Annotated in this window: 15 protein-coding genes; 7 read left to right on the forward strand and 8 right to left on the reverse strand. The window is 68.4% G+C overall.

Going from position 1 to position 19,553, the window contains the following annotated elements:
• Positions 1-641 precede the first annotated feature (641 nt).
• Positions 642-836: a hypothetical protein gene (locus tag STRNI_RS41445; RefSeq protein ID WP_338149801.1), complete on the forward strand. Its 195-nt coding sequence runs from the start codon at positions 642-644 to the stop codon at positions 834-836.
• A complete protein-coding gene (locus STRNI_RS41450; RefSeq protein ID WP_338149802.1) occupies positions 833-1,318 on the forward strand; it encodes a hypothetical protein in 486 nt (161 codons plus the stop codon). Before STRNI_RS41445 ends, STRNI_RS41450 begins: the two co-directional genes overlap by 4 nt.
• On the opposite strand, the gene STRNI_RS41050 is transcribed toward STRNI_RS41450, so the two are convergent.
• The 3 genes from STRNI_RS41050 to STRNI_RS41060 form a co-directional block, all read right to left on the reverse strand.
• Complete coding sequence (locus tag STRNI_RS41050; RefSeq protein WP_277413170.1) at positions 1,319-1,816, reverse strand: GNAT family N-acetyltransferase; 498 nt, start codon at positions 1,814-1,816, stop codon at positions 1,319-1,321.
• A 667-nt stretch (positions 1,817-2,483) separates the two neighbouring features.
• A complete protein-coding gene (locus STRNI_RS41055; RefSeq protein WP_277413171.1) occupies positions 2,484-2,684 on the reverse strand; it encodes a helicase associated domain-containing protein in 201 nt (66 codons plus the stop codon).
• A 1,576-nt stretch (positions 2,685-4,260) separates the two neighbouring features.
• Positions 4,261-5,094 carry a PIG-L family deacetylase gene (locus tag STRNI_RS41060; RefSeq protein ID WP_026170351.1) on the reverse strand — a complete coding sequence of 278 codons (834 nt, stop codon included), beginning with the start codon at positions 5,092-5,094 and terminating at the stop codon, positions 4,261-4,263.
• A gap of 550 nt (positions 5,095-5,644) precedes the next feature.
• Between STRNI_RS41060 and STRNI_RS41065 the strand changes: the two genes are divergently transcribed.
• On the forward strand, positions 5,645-6,079 hold the full coding sequence (locus tag STRNI_RS41065) for a hypothetical protein (RefSeq protein ID WP_277413172.1): 435 nt from the start codon (positions 5,645-5,647) through the stop codon (positions 6,077-6,079).
• 126 nt (positions 6,080-6,205) lie between these two features.
• Here the strand turns inward: STRNI_RS41065 and STRNI_RS41070 are convergent, their stop codons facing one another.
• Positions 6,206-8,203, reverse strand: coding sequence for a PLL family lectin (locus STRNI_RS41070; protein ID WP_277413173.1), 1,998 nt, complete (start codon positions 8,201-8,203; stop codon positions 6,206-6,208).
• Between the two features lie 642 nt (positions 8,204-8,845).
• Complete coding sequence (locus STRNI_RS41075) at positions 8,846-10,645, reverse strand: helicase associated domain-containing protein (protein ID WP_381845846.1); 1,800 nt, start codon at positions 10,643-10,645, stop codon at positions 8,846-8,848.
• 190 nt (positions 10,646-10,835) lie between these two features.
• Here STRNI_RS41075 and STRNI_RS41080 point away from each other — a divergent pair, with 190 nt between their 5' ends.
• The 4 genes from STRNI_RS41080 to STRNI_RS41095 all read left to right on the forward strand — a co-directional run bounded on the left by STRNI_RS41080 (position 10,836) and on the right by STRNI_RS41095 (position 15,179).
• Complete coding sequence (locus STRNI_RS41080) at positions 10,836-11,960, forward strand: tyrosine-type recombinase/integrase (RefSeq protein WP_338149694.1); 1,125 nt, start codon at positions 10,836-10,838, stop codon at positions 11,958-11,960.
• Positions 11,957-12,298 (forward strand): helix-turn-helix domain-containing protein, encoded by a 342-nt coding sequence (locus STRNI_RS41085; RefSeq protein WP_277410237.1) that lies wholly within the window; start codon positions 11,957-11,959, stop codon positions 12,296-12,298. The genes STRNI_RS41080 and STRNI_RS41085 overlap by 4 nt, the downstream gene beginning before the upstream one ends.
• 1,325 nt (positions 12,299-13,623) lie before the next feature.
• Positions 13,624-14,712, forward strand: coding sequence for a site-specific integrase (locus STRNI_RS41090; RefSeq protein ID WP_277410236.1), 1,089 nt, complete (start codon positions 13,624-13,626; stop codon positions 14,710-14,712).
• Positions 14,713-15,038: 326 nt separating this feature from the next.
• Positions 15,039-15,179, forward strand: coding sequence for a hypothetical protein (locus STRNI_RS41095; RefSeq protein WP_277410235.1), 141 nt, complete (start codon positions 15,039-15,041; stop codon positions 15,177-15,179).
• 527 nt (positions 15,180-15,706) lie between these two features.
• Here the strand turns inward: STRNI_RS41095 and STRNI_RS41100 are convergent.
• The 3 genes from STRNI_RS41100 to STRNI_RS41110 are packed head-to-tail and all read right to left on the reverse strand — an operon-like array spanning position 15,707 to position 19,042.
• Positions 15,707-18,367 (reverse strand): DEAD/DEAH box helicase, encoded by a 2,661-nt coding sequence (locus STRNI_RS41100; protein ID WP_277410234.1) that lies wholly within the window; start codon positions 18,365-18,367, stop codon positions 15,707-15,709.
• A 37-nt stretch (positions 18,368-18,404) separates the two neighbouring features.
• Positions 18,405-18,731 (reverse strand): hypothetical protein, encoded by a 327-nt coding sequence (locus STRNI_RS41105; protein WP_277410233.1) that lies wholly within the window; start codon positions 18,729-18,731, stop codon positions 18,405-18,407.
• On the reverse strand, positions 18,728-19,042 hold the full coding sequence (locus tag STRNI_RS41110; protein ID WP_277410232.1) for a hypothetical protein: 315 nt from the start codon (positions 19,040-19,042) through the stop codon (positions 18,728-18,730). Before STRNI_RS41110 ends, STRNI_RS41105 begins: the two co-directional genes overlap by 4 nt.
• Positions 19,043-19,553: the final 511 nt, after the last annotated feature.

The following is a 19,553-nucleotide window of genomic DNA, read 5'->3' on the forward strand; positions in this document are numbered from 1 at the left end:
CGGGCCTTCCCGTCCCACCCACTGCGCAAGGGCCACAGGCCGCACTACAACGCCTGGCTCGACCTCTTCACCGAACACACGGCCGTCGGGGCGGGACAAGGCGCCTAGGGGGTGTCCGCATAGGTTCGCCGGGGGCGGCAGAACGGTTGGACGGGCGGTGAAGTCCGTTCCAACGGCCGGAGGTGTGGTGGCCGACCTGTGCGGGTGCGCAGACTGACCGATCAGGAAAGGCAGAAGCTGCAGCAGACCGTGCGCCGGGGCAGTACCAACTCGGTGCGCTACCGGCGGGCGATGATGCTGCTGGCGTCCGCCGGCGGAAACCGTGTCCCGGCCATAGCCCAGCTGGTCCAGCCGACCGGGACACGGTCCGGGAGGTGATCCACCGGTTCAACAAGATCAGCCTGGCCTGCCCGGACCTCAGGGGCGGGAGCCGTCCCCGCCTGCTCAAGCCTGACGACGGGGACTTCGTCGTCCAGACAGCCACCACCCGCCCACCAACTCGGCCGGCCCTTCACCCGCTGGTCCATCCGCAAACTCGCCGCCTACCTGCGCCGCGTGCACAAACGCGCCATCCGCATCGGCCGTGCAGCCTTACGGTGCCTGCTCCTGCGCCGTGGCATCTCCTTCCAGCGCACCAAGACATGGAAGGAGCCCCCGATCCCGAGCGCGACGCCAAGCTCGACCGGACCGAGGAGGTGCAGGAAGGCTTCCCGGACCGGGTCTTCGCCTTCGACGAGCTCGGGCCGTTGGGGATCAGGCCCACCGCGGTCTCCTGCTGGCCGAAGCAGGGCAAGCCAACCGGCTCCCGGCGACCTTCCGCCGTACCCACGGCGTGACCTACTTCCACGGCTGCTACTCCGCCGGCGACGACCGGCTGTGGGGCGTCAACCGCCGCCGCAAAGGCACCCCCAACAGCCTGACCGCACTGAAATCGATCCACGCCGCCCGCCCCGACGGCGCCCCGATCTACATCACCTTGGACAACCTCTCCGCCCAAACCGGCGCGGACACCCCATACCGGCGCGCACATCCGACGAGGGCGAAGAAGAACAAGGCCGAGCTGTGCCATACCCCAACCTACGCATCCTGGGCCAACCCGATCGAGGCCCACTTCGGCCCGCTACGGCAGTTCACCCTGGCCAACTCCCACCACCACAGCCACCCTGCGCAGACCCGGGCCTGCATGCCCACCTGCGCCGGCGCAACGCGGCCAACGCCCGCCCCCGACGTGCTCGCCCCGCCAGCGCAACGAACGCGCCCGCATCCGCAGCGAGAAAGGCATCCGCTGGGAAGCCGACCGCTTCCAGCAGCAGCTTGATCACACAGGAACTTCAAATATGAGCTCGAGGCCGTCTTCCTCGTCCCATTGTTCTCCGACCTCGACGAAGCCAAATCCAGAAATCGTGGCCAGGGATGCCGTGTTGTCAGGACTGATCGTCACCCGCACGGTCCTGACGCGGGCCTCTGCAACGGCCCGACGTACCAGTGCGGTCAGGATCGCCCTGGCGTAGCCCTGACGACGGTGGACGGGGATCACCGAATAACCGAGCTCCACCATGCCCGCCTCATCCGGCGGCCCATGGAACCCGGCATACCCCACGACGACGCCTTCCGGCTCGGCTACCACCATCTGCGTGAGCCACCCCGCGCAACCCGGGTCGGAGGTCAGCTGATTGACCCGGTACTGCCACACCCACTTTGCCCTGTCGGTGACGAAGTACTCGGTGAGAGCGACACCTGCTTCGGCACTGGCTCGAGCCAGGTCGTCCTCCAGCAAGGCGCCCATGGTCGTGCTCGACAACTCAACAAAGCGCACGGACTTCCCCCTCGTGGAGGCTGGGGTCCGGCGCTCGGCTTTGTCTGACACAGCGGGAATCTTCCAGGCGCGCCCAGGAGGTGTCCAACGGTTTTCGCAGCGGCCAACGCATACCCCGGCCCGATTGCGGCCCCGTCCCATCGACCTCAGCCGCGCCCCGGTGAACCTTCCCGGCCAGAGCACTAGGCAGGCTGCACGCCCAGCCTGGACGGCCCCGGCTGCTGTTCTTCCGACCGCTGCGCCCAGGTGCCCGCCTCCCGCTGCCATGCCAGCCACCGCCCGACTTGGCGAGGGCCCCAAACTCACACGCCTCCGATGGCCCACCGTCAGCTGAACAAGTCACCGATGCCTCCTCGGCCGTCCGCTCCGTTCCAGAAGACAGCTCCCACCCAGAAGGGGAACCAGAACACTTGCTCCGGCAGGAGCGGGGCGGCGACGAACCAGATAAGGGGGAGAGCGGCGAACAGCAGACAGCAGCATAAGCCGCTCCTGCCAGGAGCAGATGACTCCCGTGGATTCCTAGGCATCTCGCGAAGGTAAGCGGTGCCCATAACTCGTGCATGAGTACCCGTACTCACGACGTCACATCCGGTGGCTTCGGGTATGTCCGCCGCGGCCAGCCGTCCGTAGGACCGCACAGGGGCGGCCCGACCGGCCGGTGGCGGCCTCACGCCCAGTCGATGCCCAACTCCCGTAGAGCCTCGCGTTGTTCGGAGGTGAGCTTGTGGCGGCGGCCTTGGTGTGGGAGCCCCATGCGCTTGGAGACCCATGCGCCCAGTTTCACGAACACCGGCTCCGTCTCGCCGCCGACCGCGACCTGCTCACCATGCCGCGCGGTACCGGCCGGCGGCCTTCGCGCTCGGTCCATTGCGTGAGGGCCGCAAGGCCCGCCGGAACGCCTGCTGTGCCTTGCCGGGCACCTCTTCGCGCCCTTGCCGGCCGGGCCGCGGCGCCGGGGCCCGGCGGGCTGTACACCCAGCCTTGTCAGCCGTTCCTGCTGCTGTGGCGGAGCAGTGCTCTTCAGGGGACTGGGTGGCTTTGGTTTGGTGTCCCGTCTTTCGGCTGGGATTTGGGAGCAGGGTAGTGGCTGCGTTCGGGCCTGATGACGTGGTCTGGGGTCGTGTTCGGTTTGGTTGTTCGGGCGCTTGGCCTGCAGTTCAGTAGTGGTGTGGGATTGATCTTGGATTTCTCGTAGGTGTGGTGGCGCGTCTACAGGCGGCTGCGCTCTCTGGGGGCTTGGGGTTCCGGATGATGCTGGTCAGTGGCGTGTGTGGTGAGGAAGACCGGAGGGGATCGTTCGCGTTGCTGGCCAGGCGGGGCAGTCCGAGTCGGTGGGCGATGAGGTTGAGAGCCTTGCCGGTCTCGCGGTGTGGCCGGTTCGGGAGGCGGCGAGTGCGCGGGCGAGGCGGACGGTTTCGGGATGGGTGACCAGGTCGCGCGCCAGGAGGGTGGGGAGGCGTTGCCCGTGGTGGTCAGGGGGCGTTGGCCGCGCAGAGTCGGTCAGGCGGTTGTGCCGGCGGTGGGTGAGGTGTTGCTGGTGGTCGTACCAGCGGGTGGTGACGGCGCGTGCAGCGGTCCAGGCGGTGGCCGCGCGGGGTCTCGTAGGAGTCGCTGGTGTGCGTGGTACGCGGCGACAAGCTCCGGCGCGGCCCAGGTGCGCAGGGCGGAAGTGAGCCGCGGGTCGGGGCTGCTTGCTGGGGGCGTGGGCACATCAGCCGGTGCGGCGCCGGTTGAACCCAGGCCGGGGCGGTGGCGTCGCTGCGGTGGCGGGTGCACAGGGTGCAGGCGCGGACGGGCTGCTGCTCGGTCTTGAGCCGCGTCCAGTACGCGGCCGCCTCGGTGTCGTGGGTGGCGTCGCGGAGGGGAGGTGGGCAGGGCGCGCGTCAGGTGGGGGAGGGGCGGGTGAGGGTGGAGAGGTGCCGGGCCGCGCGTGGAGTGAGGATGAGTTCGGCGGTCGGGTGTGCCGTGGCGGCGGAGGGTGATGCCGGTGCCATCGAGGAGCTGGGGCAGTGTCAGCCGACAGGTGCCATCGAGGCGTAGCGGGTGCGGCTGTCATGGGCGGTACACCCCACCCCGCTCCGCTGTCTCGGGAACGGCACTTCTGATCCTTTCTGATCCTTCAGTGGCCGCGCGGCTGCGCGGTGGTGGGCGTCGGTGTCCGGGAGGAAGGTAGGGGGTGGGGAGCCGGGCGTGTGGGGTGAGGTCACGGCGCGTTTGGGGTGCCCGGCCGGTGCTGGTGGCGCGGCTGCTGGAGCTCGATGCGGCCGGGGGTGCTGACGACGGCGCATGTCCGTGCGGCAGCCCGCAGGTCTCCCACCTGTACGGTTGCCAGGAGGTCGCGGGCTGCCGGAGCGGAACCCGCGTGGACAGGCCTCCGGGTGTGCGGCGCGCTCGATCGTGCTGTGCGGCTGATGACCTTCGCAGGCCCCGGCCGGACGGTCGGATCAGCGCAGTCCGGCGAAGAGATCGTTCTCGGGTACGGCCCCGCCGGTGGCGTCCTGGACACGTACGAAGGTCTCCATGCCCATCAACTCGCCGAACCTCTCCTTGCCCATCTTGAGGAAGAATATGTTCTCGCCCTGACTGGCGTGTGCGGCCAGCGCGTCGAACTTCTGACCGCTGAATGCGGTGGTGTCCACCCACGTGGTGATCTCATCGTCGGGGAGGCCGATCTCGGCCATCGCGGCGGCCTCAGCAGGATCCGGCTCCGGCATGTCCTCATGGAACTCGCGCACGATCTCCCCGAACCGCTGCATCATCGAGCGGGGCATCGTCGTCCAGTACACCTTCGGTGTCAGCGCGGTCATCTCCAGCGCCGCCATCGTGATGCGGTGGGCCTGGATGTGGTCGGGGTGGCCGTAGAAGCCGTTCTCGTCATAGGTGACAACCACATCGGGTCGGTAGTGCCGCATGAGTTCCGCGAGTCGGGCGGCGCCTTCCTCCACGGGGGTCTGCCAGAAGGATCCAGGGGCGTCGTTGCTCGGCCAGCCCATCATCCCGGAGTCGGCGTAGTCCAGCATTTCCAGATCGCTGATCTTCAGGGCTTCACAGCTCGCCTGGAGTTCTTGACGGCGCATCAAGGCGACGGCCGCCGGATCGTGCCCGGGGTCGCCCGGCTTGGCACCCCCTGGTCCGTCACCGCAACCGCCGTCGGTACACGTCACGAGAACCGTGCGGATGCCCTCCGCCGCGTACCGCGCGAGGACCCCTCCGGTTCCGGTGGCCTCGTCGTCGGGATGGGCGTGCACTGCCATGAGCGTCAAGGGCCGGCCAGTCATGAACAAGTCCTCCTGCGGAAATACATCCTGGTCTGAGAGCGCGGCGGGCGTACCGCGATCCCGGGGCCCGGATCCTGTCGGGCGGACGACCTTGTGGTCTCCGTGCTCCCTGCCCGTGCGGCGCCGGTCCCTCGGTCGATGCAACAGTGCCGGCATGACGACGATTCCCCGAGGGTGCAGCCGCGGGCCCGGCGACAGAGGGAGCAGCCGCCGGGTACCGCTCTGAGCACCCGCCCGCATTCCGCCCGGTGGTAAGCACCTTGGTGTTGATGGGCGTTGAGGCTTCCCGCGCAGCGTGCCTCCTGCTGTGCGCCCTACGGTTTCCCCTACCACCCCCCTACGCCACCGTCTCCGGTGTGAGGGGACAAAGCTGCAGGTCAGATCCCCTGGGTAAGGGGCCGCCGGCACTTCGACAACCCTCCTTCCCCCCTCCTCGTCAGTGGTGGGCGTTAGTGAATTGGGGGAGAGCCGTCGGGTTCCGGGCCGGGCTCGTGGCCGTACGGCCCAGAGGACGCACCGGCCGCGACCGGTGCACTGGGAGGGGTGGGCAGTGGGCGGAACGAAGCGTCGGCCGTACGGGTCGACGGCCAGGACGCGGCAGATGCTCCTCGCCGCGCTGGGTGTGGTGAAGGTGGCGACCGCCGGGCAGATCCGGCAGCTGATGTGTCCGGGCACGGCCAGCGCGCAGACCGTCCGCAACGGCTGCCTCGACCTCGGCCGCGACGGCCTGGTGGAGTCGCCCGGCTCGGCCGGCCGCACCAACGCCAACGGCCATCTGGTCTCCGAGACGCTGTGGAACCTGACCGGCCCCGGGCCGGAGGCCGCGGCCGCGGTATTGGACCGGCCGGTGCGGGAGATGGGCGGCACCGCCCGCGGCGCCGCGCGCTCGGGTGCCAAGCACGCGGTGAAGGTCACCGACACCCTTTTATGGCGACCGGTCCGACCGTGCCTCCGGCCGCGCCGCACACCCCGCTGGTGTGGCTGAGCGGTGTCGTTGGCGAGCTTCGCCAACGACACCGCTCAGCCACGGAGATTCCCGCGCACTTCGTCGTTGCCCGCTGGGTCCGCTTAGGTGTCCTGCGCGGGAGGGCCGTGGGGCAGGACGCTGTGGTTAGAGGTTGGTGGAGCGGTAGGCGAAGGCGAGGTCGTCGGTGCCGCGGGCGGCGATGGCGGGGAAGGAGTAGGTCGTTGCGGCTTGGGTGATCGGCACGAACGTCTGCCAGCCGGCGCCGGTGAGGCGGGTGAGCCAGATCTTGCGGTCTCCGCCGCGGACCGCGCAGTACAAGGTGGTGCCGCCGGAAGCCAGGGCAGGGATGTCCGGGGTGGTCCCGTTGTTGATGGCGTACGGACGTTCCCACGCGGTGCCGTTGTGCATGGTGATCATCACGCGGTTGGTGGCCCTGTTGCGGCTGCCCATGTAGAGCTTGCCCAGGTGGCTGGCCAGTGTCACGGCTGCCGCCTCTGTCTCGCTGCCGGGGACGCCGGCGAACCCGGACCAGGTGCCGCCGGGGGCGAGGGTGGACAGGTAGATGCCGCCGTTGCCTCCGCAGGCCGCGTAGTGCAGCTTGCCGGCGTGGACGGCCAGGGCGGGGGAGTGCGCGGTGGTGCCGGAGAGGTTGACGGGGGCTGACCAGTCTTTGCCGTTGGTGGAGGAGGTGACGACCGTTTGGCCGTTGTGGGCGGTGTGGGCCAGGTAGAGCCTGCCGTTGAACGAGGCGAGGGCCGGCGGTCGCCTCGTGAGATGTCCAGGGACCATGGCGAAGGTGCTCCAGCTGCTGCCTTGGCGCCGGCTGACCCAGATCTGGTCGCCGACGCCGCGGACCGCGCAGTACAGGTCACCGGCGTGGAAGGCCAGGGCGGGCGCGGAGGGGGTCTTGGCTCCGGGCCAGGCCAGCGTCGGGGCGCTCCAGGACCCGCTGTGGGTCAGGAGGGCGACGTGGTTGGGCTCGGGCTCGGCAAGGGTGCGGATCCACAGCCTGAGGTGACCCTCCTTGCCGCCGTTGAACTCATAGACGGCCAGACCGGCGGGCCACCCCACGCCACCGGGGACCTTGCTCAGCGCGACGAGCGCCTCGCGGGTGAAGCCGAGGGAGCGGTGGGCGACGAAGTCGTCCTTGTTCTCGAAGAGGGAGAAGAGCCAGCCGACGAACTTGGTGACGAACCCGAACAGCGCAAGTGCGCCGGCGCCGGCCTGGGCATTGTCGTCCGGAATCCCGGAAGCCTGCCCCCTTTCGGCTGCCTCCAGCGCCTTGTCGGAGACCTGGTACAGGTACTTGCTGATCTGGTGGAAGATGCCGCCGCTGTCCTCCTCCCACGCTTCGATGTCAATGAAGCAGAACCGGTCCACGGGCCCGTGGAAGAGGATGTCCGAGCCGCCGAAGCTGCGGGTATTGCCGGTGTACATGCTCCCGAAGACACCGGACCGGTACTCGCGGCGCGCCGCCTCGTCGCTGCCTGCGCCCGCGGCCCAGTAGAACTCGTCGGCCCCGATCTCATCGGACCCGTCCACGCTCATGAACTTGTGCGGCTTCAAGGTGAAGGTCGCCGGCATGGTCTCCTCTGCGGACCGAGGGGCGGTCACCAGAGTGAGCGCGGAGCCGTGCTCACCCATCGCGGCGATGAATTCCTCACTGTCCAGGCTGTCCAGCGGCTCCCCCTCAGGCAGGGAACTCAGGTCGATGGTGTTGACGTTGGGCTGGGCCAGCGCGTCGCGGACCAGGACCTCCTGGTCGGCCGCGTAGTCCGCCAGCGAGTAGGAGCGCTCCAGGGGAATCCGCTCCACACCGGCCGGGAAGAACTCCGCGGTGCCGGGGGCGTCCTTGAAGAGCTTGCCGTACTCCGCGACCTCCTCCACCGACACGATCCGGGCCATCTGATCAACCAGCTGCTGCTCCAGATCCGACAGCACCAGCCCCTCACTGAGCCGGGCAGCGGCATGCAGCGCCGTCTCGATCAGAATGTTGCTGCTCCGGTTCGCCCGCAGACGCTGTGCCCACCGCGTGTCCGACCGGGCCCCCGAGAGCAGGTTCCGCAGCCGTGCGACCCGCTCCTCCCTCGTCGTGCTGAGTTCATCGGTTCCGTCAGCGGCCGGCGGCGTACTGTCCGACATCCGTGTACCTCCACGTCATGTGCCTGCGACACAAGCACCTGGCGGAGCGTATAAATGGGGACACTTGCTGTCATCAGATACTTTCAAGCCGCTGTCCGAAACCCGGCAAACCCTCCCGAACTTCCCCCTGTTGGCGCGCCACCCGCCGACACCCACCCGTAAACGGGCCCCGCGACACTGCACGCACCCCTCGCTTTGACGCGACCTCGGATGGCGAGGCCGGCGAAGCCGAGAAGACTGACTCAGCGATGCAGGGCAATTCGCCCGGATCGACCAAGGCCCACGTAGACCGCAGCCCCGCCGTCAAGACCTGCTGGCCCTACGCGTCCGCGTCCGCGCCGTGCTGCTCGGTGCTCATGCTGCTCCTCCCTTGTCTCTACGGATGCGGGTGGCGGCCCAGTCCGGATCGCGTATGGGCGCCGGGCGCCGGGCGCCCGCGTCGCGGTGGCCGGGGCGCGCATCACGCGCCAGCTGGTGCGCGGCGCGGTGACGACGTGGACCAGGACGACGACGCCTCCCGCCCGGTGCCACCCCGGCGAAGCGGACCTGATCGGCCGCCCAGCCGCCCAGGTGCCGCCACGGGCGCAACCGCCCAGCTGATGGCCGGCCGCGAGCGCGGCGACGCGGTGATGACGATGCCCATCACACCCAGCGCATCCCGATCTTGGATAGTTGCTCCACCCGCGCCGGGGACAGTGTCGCGGCCCGGGACCGCTGGTTCCCGACCCAGGCACCGAGCTTCAGCGGTACGTCTCGCTGCGCCTGGTCCTCCCCGCCGTCCCCGCCGACGGTGATTGTCTCCACGTGCTTCCTCGGCACCCGCAGGTGTCCTTCGCGTTCGTAGAACTGGCGGGCGGCCTCGTAGTTCATCGCCCACTTGTCGGCCTGGGGGCGGCGCGCGGGCGGCTTCTCGTTCTCGGTCGCGGGCTCGATGCCGAGGATCTGCTCGCACATCCACTGCTGCACGGTCGTCAGGTTGTCCCAGCCCAGCCGGACCGACCGCACCCACCGACCGAGGTCCTCGCCCTGGCGTACGACGTCGCCCGCCGCGGTGGGCAGCGTCCCGCTCTCGTCCAGATGCTGCCGGGTCAGGTGGAAGGCCCGCTGCCACTCCACCGGCCAGGCTGGGCACCAGGACGGGTCGATGTCCTCCAGCTGCTCGCGCCGTTCCTGCGACATGGCCCCGGCTGATGACTCCACGGGCAGCCCCTCGGCACGCCGCTGTTCGATCTCCAGCGCCTTCCTCGCCGCGGCCCGCGCGTTCTTCAACCAGATGCCCACCGCCGCGCCCTGGAACGTGGCGTCGAGCGGGGCCAGGAGGTGGCCGTGTTGGGCGGCCCATCCGCGCGCGGAGGTCAGGCCTTCCTCCCAGGCGACGTCGAAGCGGGACCAGATCATGCCGAGCTTGTCCAGCTGCGCGACGCGGTCCTCGTCCATGTCGCCGCGGGCGTAGAAGCGCCTGGCGTCGGCGACCCACTGGCCCAGCCGGAAGTTGGCGAGCGAGGCCGGCCACCCCACCCCCTCGGCTTCCTCACGTTCTGGGACGCGGTACGTGAATGGCACCCGCAGGTCATCGTGCTCGCGGGCGTAGATGACGGCGGCCTCCACACCGCGCCGCCAGTGCTCGCGTTCCGGGTTGAGGACGCGCAGGTTGATGAATGCGGCCAGCTGTGCGGGGTCGCGCGGTGTGGAGAACTTCAGCAGCGCCTTCGCAGGAGTGGAAGGTCCTCCGTCCCCACCCTCACCGCCCTGCTTCTTGCCTTCCGAGTCCTTCTGGACGGGCTTGTAGCGGCTGGGCGCCTGTTGCTCGGCCAGCGCCTCGACCACCCTGGCGTCGTGCGCGCGGAGCGCCTCGAGCAGCTTGGCGAGTCCGCCGTAGGCCTTGGAGGTCAGCATGTTGTCCGCCGTCTCCCCGGGCCCGAGCAGAACCGGCACCACCAGGCTGGCGACTTTTCCCTCACCCGGCTGCATCCGCAGCGCACGCCCCACTGCCTGGACGAGGTCGGGCATGGAGCCGCGTACGTCGGCCCAGTACACGGAGTCGCAGTTGTGGGTGTCGACGCCTTCCCCGAGCACTTTCACGGACCCCAGGTAGGCCTTCTCTACCACTGTGCCGTCCGTGGAGATCCCGTCAGCGAACTCTCTGAGGACGCGGCGGCGGTGGAGGGGTTTGTGGTTGCCGTACAGCCAGTCCGCCCAGATCCTGCGCGGGTACAGCTCAGGGTCGCTGTCGTGCAGCTGGGCGGCGACGTCGGGCAGGCCGGCCGCGAACGCCTCGGCTTCCCGCACCTGGTGGTGGAAGACCAGCGTGCGGCGGAAGTTCTCCTCCGCGGAGGCTTTCACCATGGCGGTCTGGAGCGCGGCGAGCCGAGCTCCGCGGACCGCGTCCGACCGGCCCTCAGCGCCGAGCAGCAGCGCGGCCTGGAACTGGGTGTCCGTCACGTCGACGCAGACGACCTGGTAGGGGGACCCTTGGGTATTGCATTAGGTGGGTGAGTTGTCGCAGGTCGTGAGGTCACTACGGGGCGGCTAAGCCTTCGTACGCTACTCCGAACCCGGCCTTTTATCAGGGCAGTTGGAGGATTGATCCCGTCTGATGCAGGATTTGCCCGGGAGACGGGAGGTCCTGGGAGTGGGTTCTCGACACGGGAGCGAGCTTGCTGGTGCCGCGCATCTGGAGCTGGTCGCTGGCGTGGTGCAGATGCGGCCGCAGGACGCGATGGTGGAGGCGATGTTGCGGGGATGGCGTGCTCAGCAGTCCGCGCGTGGGCTGAAAGCGGACACGGTCGAAGCGAGGGAACGGACCGTGCAACGCTTCTTGGAGTTCACGAACGAGTACCCCTGGGAATGGACGCCGGCTCACGTGTATGAGTGGTCGGCGTCTTTGATGGGGGAGAGACATCTGGCTCCGTCCACGGTGCGTGCGTACCAGTGTGAGCTGCGTTTGTTCAGCGAGTACGTGACCGATGCACGCTATGGGTGGGCGGAGGTGTGTGAGGCGGAGTTCGGTACGCACCCGGTGGCGATTTGCCACGAGTGGAACACGATCGCTCATCTGAACGGCTATGAGGGTGATCCGGAAGCCCGGCCCTTCACCCGCGAGGAGCTGCAGCGGTTCCTCGACTATGCCGATGAGCAGGTCGATCGTGCGGTGCGCGCCCGACGCAAGGGCGCGCTCGTGGCGTACCGGGATGCCACCTTGTTCAAAGTTGTCTATGGCTGGGGATTGCGGCGCACGGAAACGTCGAAGCTCGATCTCGTCGATTTCGGCCGTAACGCGAAGGCGCCGCAGTTCGGCCGTTACGGGATGCTGAACGTGCGCTACGGAAAGGCCAAGCGGGGACAGCCGCCGAGGCGCCGGAACGTGCTGGCGGTGATGGACTGGGCGGTGGAGGCGGTGCGGGACTACGTCGAGAACGTCCGGCCGAGGTTCGGCTGTACGGAGCACCCTGCCTTGTGGCTGACCGAACGGGGAGGCCGGGTCAAGCCCGCAGAGATCAATGCCCGGTTCGTCGCCTACCGCGATGCGCTGGGTCTGCCCCGCGCTCTCGTTCCGCACTCGCTGCGCCACTCCTACATCACTCATCTCACGGAGGACGGGGTCGACCGGCGGTTCCTGCAGCAACAGGTCGGTCATGAGTGCGACAGCTCTCTTGCCACCTATACCCATGTCAGCGATGCCTTCATGAACAGCGCTCTGCAGCGGGCGCTCGCACCTGCTTTTGCCGAGCCGTCGACTGTAGGCGGGCACGGATGAACGCGAAGCTCGACTACCGATGGCACCTTCGGCACGTCATGGCGGACCGCGGCATGTTCTCCACCACCGACCTGATTCCGCCTCTGGCGGCGCGCGGCATCACCTTGTCCACCAGCCAGGTCTACCGGCTGGCCGTGGAGCGACCGGAGCGGCTGAGCCTGAAGATCCTCATGGCGTTGCTCGACATCCTCGACTGTTCGATGGACGATCTCATCGAGCCTGTCGTGGCAGCCGAGTCCGCGAAGAGGAAGAGGGCCGCAGCGGGTGGGGCCGGTGGCGAACACGGGGTCGGTGATCTGAGACCCACACGTGCCCGTATCAGCAGGGCCGACGAGTGACCCCCGCATCCGAGGCCGAGTACGCCTCCGATCCAGTTCAGCGGATCGTCTCCCACGTCTGCCGCATCGAACAGCACCTCTCTCCGGACCAGGTGCGCGATGTCATCGTGAGCATCACTTCCGAACGGTCTAAACGGCGCCGTCTGGCCGATGCGCTGGAGGCCGATCCGCAGGTACTGCGTACGGGCCGTCCACCGGCTCCGAAAGCTGTTGCCGAACTGCTCTTGGCCTTACAGGCAGCCGGCGCAGGCAATGTCGCTGCACCGCGTTGTTCACGGTGTGACCGTGAACAACGCAAGATTTCGTACTGGGCTGCCGGCACCTGGGGGTGTGGCTCGTGCTTCGAGGAACACAGGCCCTGCGCCGGATGCGGCAAGGCACGCAAGACCGTCAGCCGGGACCGGGAGGGGAAACCACGGTGCCATCGCTGCCCCGATAGCGACCCGCAAGCCATCCCCGCTCTGGCCGCGCTGGTCAGGGGCCACAGCCCGGGTTTGAGTGAGCAGACGGTCGAGCGGGCGACGCAACAGGCATGCCATTACGTGCTGCAGCAGGAGAGGATGGCCCGAGAGTTCCTCGCCCGGCCCGAACTTCTCACCGGCCAGGGGCATCTCGCTTCGCAGGCAGCGCTGAGGTTCATCGACGCACTCCTCGCTGCAGGTGCCACCGGGATCACCCGACCGTCCTGCCCCCGCTGCCACCGGACAGTGCGGCTACGGCCCATGGTCGACGGACAACGAATCTGCAGGACCTGTTACGGGCGGGTCAGAGCCGTCCCCTGCACCCTCTGCGGTGCTGTGCGGGATCCGGCTGCCCGCGATCTTGATGGCGGGCCGGTCTGTGCAGACTGCGTCGTCAACGACCCTGCCAATCATGAAGAGTGCCGTAGCTGCGGCCGCCGCCGCAGAGTGGCCAGCCGTCTTGCCGATGGGCCGCGGTGCGTCAGCTGCCGCCCGCGCCAACAGGTGACCTGCACCATGTGCCGACGCACGGGACCTGGCTGGGTCTCACCCGTCACCGGTGAGCCCTGGTGCGACGGATGCGAGAAACGCTGGGCTACGTGCAGCGGATGCGGGACCACCGCACCTACACGGGGTGGAACGCGCGAGGCCCCTCTATGCGCCAGCTGCGTCAACCCGGACCCGGCTGCCTGGAGTCGCTGTAAGACCTGCGACGCTCCCTGGCAGCTCACCACCCGCACCTGCCCCAGGTGCGTTCTCGGCCGGCGGCTGCGCGAATACCTCGGCGGGTCCGGCCAGCACCTCCCTGAACGTCTCACTCCGCTGTACGAAGCCCTCCTCAACAACGGACGGCCGGACACGACCATGGCCTGGCTGAAACTGCCGAGGGTCATCACTCTGCTGCGCGCCATCGACGCCGACCCGCGCCCCTTGACTCACGCAACCCTGGACGAACTGCCCTTCAACAAAGCGGTTTCGCATCTGCGAGGAATCCTCGTTGCCACTCAAGCCCTGCCCGCCCGCGACGAATACCTCACCCGACTGGAACGTTGGACCGCCCAGGCCCTGAAGGACCGTACCGATCCTGTTGAACACCGAATCCTTCATGGATACGCCGTCTGGCACCATCTGCGCCGCCTCCGCAACCGTCTGAACAACGCACCCGCCACGAGGCTTCAGGCCGCCAATGTCCGTACCCACATCACCGCGGCGGTGAATTTCCTGGACTGGCTCCGAGAACAACACCTCGCCCTCGCTACCTGTACCCAGCCCGACCTCGAGCGATGGATCACCTCTCCCCACTCCACCTACCCCTGTGAAACCAGCCACTTTGTCCGCTGGTCGGTCTCTCACGGGCACGCCACGGGACTGACCTATCCTGCAGTCCGTTGGATGGGCCCAGCCCACAGCATCGACAGCGAACGTCGCTGGACCGACGTACGACGCCTGCTCCACGACACCACTCTCACCACCCCGGACCGCGTCGCCGGACTTCTGCTCCTTCTCTACGCCCAGCGCCCCAGAACCATTTGCCGGCTCACCATCGATCACGTGGTTTTAGAAGGTGGTCACACCCGGATCCTGTTCGGGAGTACGCCGGTCACCCTCCCTGAACCGCTCGCAGGTCTCGTCCGGGAGCTTGCTGACACGCGCAAAACGCGTTCCAAGCCCCACACTCCAGACGCAAGCCCCTGGCTGTTTCCTGGGCGCCGTCCCGGTGAACACATCGACTTCGCCGGCCTCGACGAGCGGCTGAAGAGAATGGGACTGCGCCCCCGCCCGGACCGTTCAACTGCCTTGTTCACCCTGGCAGCCGGGCTTCCAGCAGGGTTCCTGGCCCGCCTGCTCGGGATCCAGGTCGACGTCGTCGTCATCTGGCAGCAGATTGCCGCAGGAGACTGGGCCGCTTACGCAGCTGACGTAGCTCGCCACGGAGATCAAACGCCGCCCTGATTCGCGGTGGCATCCCATTCAGATGGTGGACTCAGATATTCCAACTCTCGGAATACCCCGCAGACACCGGTGGAGACGATCGGGCCTGCCCAATGTACAGAGACGGCGGGGGAGTCGGCGAGTTGGACAGCAGCAGCTGTAACCCGTCAAGCACGCTGCCCAGATCCCTATGACGTGCTCATCAAGGTTAGCCAGGGCGACCCCGACCGTGGGTAGAGCGGGGCTGCTGGGACGTCAGGCGTAGTGACTTGACGACTTGGTTGTCAGTGCCCACTCGTAGAATTTTGTTGTCCATGTTGCGTCTCGTGGGGAGGGAGGTGAACCTCATGGCCAAAAAGACCGCCGGCGGCTCCGGGCAGCGAGCCCGGAGCGCCAAGACGGGTCGGATGGTGACGATGGAATATGCGCGTCGTCACCCCACGATCACCGTGGTAGAGACGGTTAAGAGGCGTTCCGCCAAGAAGTGACCTCTTGAAGTCTCGAACAGGAGGGGTGCCGTGTCTGTGGTGCCCCTCCGCCCGTGCCACCTTAGCGAGCCGTATGCGTACGTCCACTCAGCGGTATACACGGCTGCCGTCTCGCCTGACCGCGCTGGCCGACGGTCCGCTGTTGCTGTTCGTGGAGGGCGACCCGCGTGCGCTGACGACGGCCCGCACATGGTGGTGGTCGGGGCCTGCTCAGCCACCTGGGACGGGGCGCGCCACCGAGGCCGCAGTCCGCACCATGGTTGCGTACCGATCGCGCTGCCGCTATCAGACCTGGCCAACGGGATCGACGTGGCTATGCACCTGGCGGCTCTGCGCAACGGAGTACGCAACGTCGCCTTCCGCGGACGCGGAACCGGCCTGGACCGCCTTTCCCCACTCATCGCCATGTCCATGGATCCCGCAGACGCCTGAGTTGCGAGGCTTGCACGATGCCTTGCTCAGCGGAAGGTCCGGAGCGTACTGATGTCGTCGGGCCTTCCCCACGTACAGGGTTCGACAGCAGATTCTCACGCCCATTCCACGCCCAGCTCCCGCAGCGCGGCGCGCTGCTCGGGGGCCAGCCGGTCCCGTCTCGTTTTGGTGTTGGAGACCCATACGCCCAGCTTTACGACCACCGGCTCCGCCTCACCGCCGTCGACCGCGATCGTCTCGCTGTGGCCGCGGGGCACCGGCCGGTCTCCTTCCCGCTCGATCCATTGCGCGAGGGCGGTGAGGCCGCGTTGGAACGCCTGCCGCGCCTTGCCCTGTCCCTTGGCCGCATGCTCCTCTGCCGGGGCTACAGCCGGCGCCTCAAGGGGCTGGATGCCCAGCCGGGAGAGCCGTTCCTGTTGTTCGGTGGTCAGTTGCGCCCAGGTGCCTGGCTCTTGTTGGCGCCACCGCCATGTGCCGAGGTCGTCGCCGTCGAAGACGACGCCCGGTGCGATGTGGGGCAGGTGGCCGTCGGCGTCGACGAGATCGGCGAGCACCCGGTAGTGGCGTTGCCAGTCCAGCGGCCACGGGCAGTTCCAGTCCGGGTCGATCGCGGTCAGCTGCTCCGCGCGCACAGCGGCCCGTTCCGGGTTCTTGCCGAGGCCGCCTTTGCGGCGGAGGTTGGCCAGGTGCTGCCCGATGGGCACCATCTCCTGGCCTTCGCCCCAGACGGCGTCTTGGCGGGGGGCGAGGTGTCCGGTGGCTCGGTGGTAGGAGCGGAGTGCGGCGAGTTTGGTCTCCCAGGCTTCTTCGCCGGGTTCCCAGACCATGCCGGCTTCGTCGAGGAGGGTTTTGCGGTGGGGGTCGAGTTCGCCGGCCCGCAGCGCCCGGCGCTGTTGGTGCACCCACCGTCCCAGCGGAAAAGCGTCCGTCGAGCCGGCCGCGGTCTCGACGTCGTACGCGACGGCGTGGAGTCCGGTGAGCTCGTGCTCGGCGCGCCAGCGTCGTAGGGCTTGGTAGCCCTCGAGCCAGACCAGTGACTGGGGTCGGATGACGCGGCATCGGGTCAGTGCGGCGATGTCGGCGGCGTCGCGGGGCTGGGCGAAGTTGACCACCACCGCATCGACGCGGTCCACCTCCCGCTGCCCCTCGCTCTCGGTCTCCTCCGCCTCTTCGCCCTCTGTCCCCGCGCTGCCGGGAGCCGGCCGGACATGGAGGCGCCGGCGCTCCTGGCCGCGGGTGAGGGCGCGGGAGGCGAGCTGGTCGACCATGCGCTCCGAGTGTGAGCGCAGGCCTTGGAGGATGTCGACCAGCGGCTGATAGCTGGCGGAGGCCACCATGTCCTTGGGGTCTTCGCCGGGCCGAAGGAAGATCGGGATGATGATCCGGGCGGTCTTGACGGTGCCGTCCGGATTTGGCCGCAGTGCCCGGCCGATGTTCTGGACGATGTCGACCTGGGAGGTGCGGGAGCCGACGATGCACACCGCCTCCACGCCGCGCAGCCCGGTGATGTCGACCCCGACGCCCAGGGCGCGCACGGAGGCGAGGAACGCGCGGTGGACCCGCTTGCCGGTGGCGTTGATGCCGTTGGCGAACTGTCCGATCACCTCGCGCCGGTGGGCGACGGGGTGGTCGCCGCACAGCCAGTCGGCCCACACCCTCTGCGGCGGGACGTGGCGGCCTTCCTCCAGCTCGTACAGCTCGGCGTCGATGGAGGACGCCGGCAGCTCCTCCGCATGAGCGAAGGCCGCCTCGGAGGCCTCGGCGGTGTGCAGCTCGGCGGCGGTGGCCGGCATCTGCTCGGCGAACCCCCGGGCTTCTTCAACCCGCTGGTGGAAAGTCATGACGGTATGCAGGTTCCTCGCTGCGGCGTGCTCCAGCAACGCGGCCTGCAGCAGCGCGAGGCGCCGCCCGCGCAGCGCGTCCTCGGACAGCCCCAAGACTGGGTCTGGGTCGCGGATTTCCAGCACGTCGAGCTCGAACCCTGCGAGGATCGAGCGTTCCACCGCTTCCGCCAGTCCGAGGTCGAAGATCCTGGTGCCGTAGGTGCGGGAGTCGGCTTCCATCGAGGCGATCACCAGCTCCTGGCCGTCCCGGCCGCGCTGGGGCCGCGGCGCGGCCAGGATGCGCGGGGTCGCGGTGAGGTAGAAGCGGAAGTCGACGGGGATCCGGCTGTTGTCGTGGATCGCTGCCCAGGGCCGGCCGATGTCCCCGGCCGTCATGTGCCCTTCGTCCAGGACGGCGAGGTCGAACCCTGCCATCGACTGTCCGTACAGCCCTTCTCCGCCCGCCAGGGCCGTCTCCAGCGGCCCGCGAACCTTCCGCTGCCCCGTGGGGTCGGTGGGGTCCTCACGGTCCACCAGGGAGGCGTACGTGGCGAACACGACGACCGGCCCCTTGCCGGCCCACAGGGCAAGCTGGATCGGGTTGGTGGTGGTGCGCACGCCGAGCTCGTTCAGCACCGGGTCGTTGTCCACCGAGCACACCGCGACCATGGGGGAGCGGTGTCCCACCCGGCGCCAGGACTGCGCGCTCTGCACGATCAGGTCCAGCGTGGGCACCATCACCAGAATCCGACTCTCGGGGAAATAGTCCAGCGCGCTCGCAGCGGCCGTGATCGTCTTGCCCGACCCGGTCGCGGACACGCCCGTGGCACGCGCTCCCTCCGGAGGCACAAAAGATCTTGCAGGAAATCCAACCCACTTCCGGAAACTCGACTTCTGGTCTACCTGGTGTTCCTTGAGCGGAATCACTGACATTTCCTTGCCTCCCCGATGCCTAAATTCCCGTGGTTGTTCAGACGGCCGCGTGCGGATAGCAAGCCGCACCGGCGTCACTCCAGATCGACCCGTCCGCGAGGTGCCAGCTGCCGGGCGTCTTGTCCGACCTGCCGCGCTTCCACCCCGGCAGGTCGTCCGGGTCGTAGTGCCCGGCCTCTCGCGTGCAGAGGATGACGTCCCCGCTGGACATCTCCACCGTCCGTGCCGTGCACAGACCGCCGGCCTCGCCCAGCGCCTCCAGCACCCGGCGCCGCTCGGTGGTGTTCGGGTGCGTGCGCGGTAGCACGGTCCCCCGGACGAACTCCTCAAGCAGCACCAGGTCGGCCCGCTCACGCTGCCTCACATCCGCGAGATGTACGGCCAGTTCAGCGGCCCCGACCGACCACCACGCCGCGACCAGTCCCGGTCCGCGATGCCCACCAGGGCCTCGCTCACAGCCATCACGCCCTCATCCCAGCCGTCCGCGAACCCCGGGCCCGAAGAGGCCGGCGCCATGCCGTCCAGCTCGACCACCTCGCACTGCGCCCCAGTCACCGCGCCGGCCTCCAGCGCGGCCACCAGGTCATCCGCCTCCGCCGCAGGCACGCCCTGCGCCTCCAGGAGCACGAACAGCTTCAACCGGGCGTTGGTGCCCGCCGCCTGGTACTGCGTCACCCGGCGCACGGAATCGCTGCTCAGCGCGGATGCTTTTCCGGTAGATTCACTGTGACCGTTCATCTGCGGTCGTTCCTATCGAAAGATGAGGGAGTGTTCCAGGCTGTTGGAGGGTGTGCCTTATTTTCACCAACCCTACATGCTGTATCTCTCTGATGCATGCACTACACTGGAACTCGACACGATCGAGCGACCCCCACCCCCGTAGTTAGCCGGCCCGCGTCAGCGGGCTTTCAAGGCCCTGGAGGCGGAGCCGGAAGAGCTGTTCGGCGGGGAGTTACAGCGGCCCGTCCGGTAGGGGCTGAAGCGAAGCGTAAGCCCCGTTCACGGAGGTCAACCCGGACCCGTTCAGGGAGCGAAGCGGACGGAACGTCAACCGGGCCGCGCAGCGGCCCGGTTGTGCGGGATGCGAAGCATCCCGCGAACGCTCCCGCGGAGCGGGAGCAACACCCATGCGAAGCATGGGTGTTCGCTTGCATAGCGCGCAGCGCTATGGTACCCGCTCCGCGGG

This window comes from Streptomyces nigrescens, from assembly GCF_027626975.1.
In the GTDB taxonomy this organism is placed as follows: domain Bacteria; phylum Actinomycetota; class Actinomycetes; order Streptomycetales; family Streptomycetaceae; genus Streptomyces; species Streptomyces nigrescens.

What these genes read in the sequence shown, in the direction of transcription:
- STRNI_RS41445 (WP_338149801.1), top strand. Translation starts at nt 642, where the DNA reads ATGGAAGGAGCCCCCGATCCCGAGCGCGACGCCAAGCTCGACCGGACC.
- STRNI_RS41055 (WP_277413171.1), bottom strand. Translation starts at nt 2,684, where the DNA reads ATGGACCGAGCGCGAAGGCCGCCGGCCGGTACCGCGCGGCATGGTGAG.
- STRNI_RS41060 (WP_026170351.1), bottom strand. Translation starts at nt 5,094, where the DNA reads ATGACTGGCCGGCCCTTGACGCTCATGGCAGTGCACGCCCATCCCGAC.
- STRNI_RS41070 (WP_277413173.1), bottom strand. Translation starts at nt 8,203, where the DNA reads ATGTCGGACAGTACGCCGCCGGCCGCTGACGGAACCGATGAACTCAGC.
- STRNI_RS41085 (WP_277410237.1), top strand. Translation starts at nt 11,957, where the DNA reads ATGAACGCGAAGCTCGACTACCGATGGCACCTTCGGCACGTCATGGCG.
- STRNI_RS41090 (WP_277410236.1), top strand. Translation starts at nt 13,624, where the DNA reads ATGGCCTGGCTGAAACTGCCGAGGGTCATCACTCTGCTGCGCGCCATC.
- STRNI_RS41095 (WP_277410235.1), top strand. Translation starts at nt 15,039, where the DNA reads ATGGCCAAAAAGACCGCCGGCGGCTCCGGGCAGCGAGCCCGGAGCGCC.
- STRNI_RS41100 (WP_277410234.1), bottom strand. Translation starts at nt 18,367, where the DNA reads ATGTCAGTGATTCCGCTCAAGGAACACCAGGTAGACCAGAAGTCGAGT.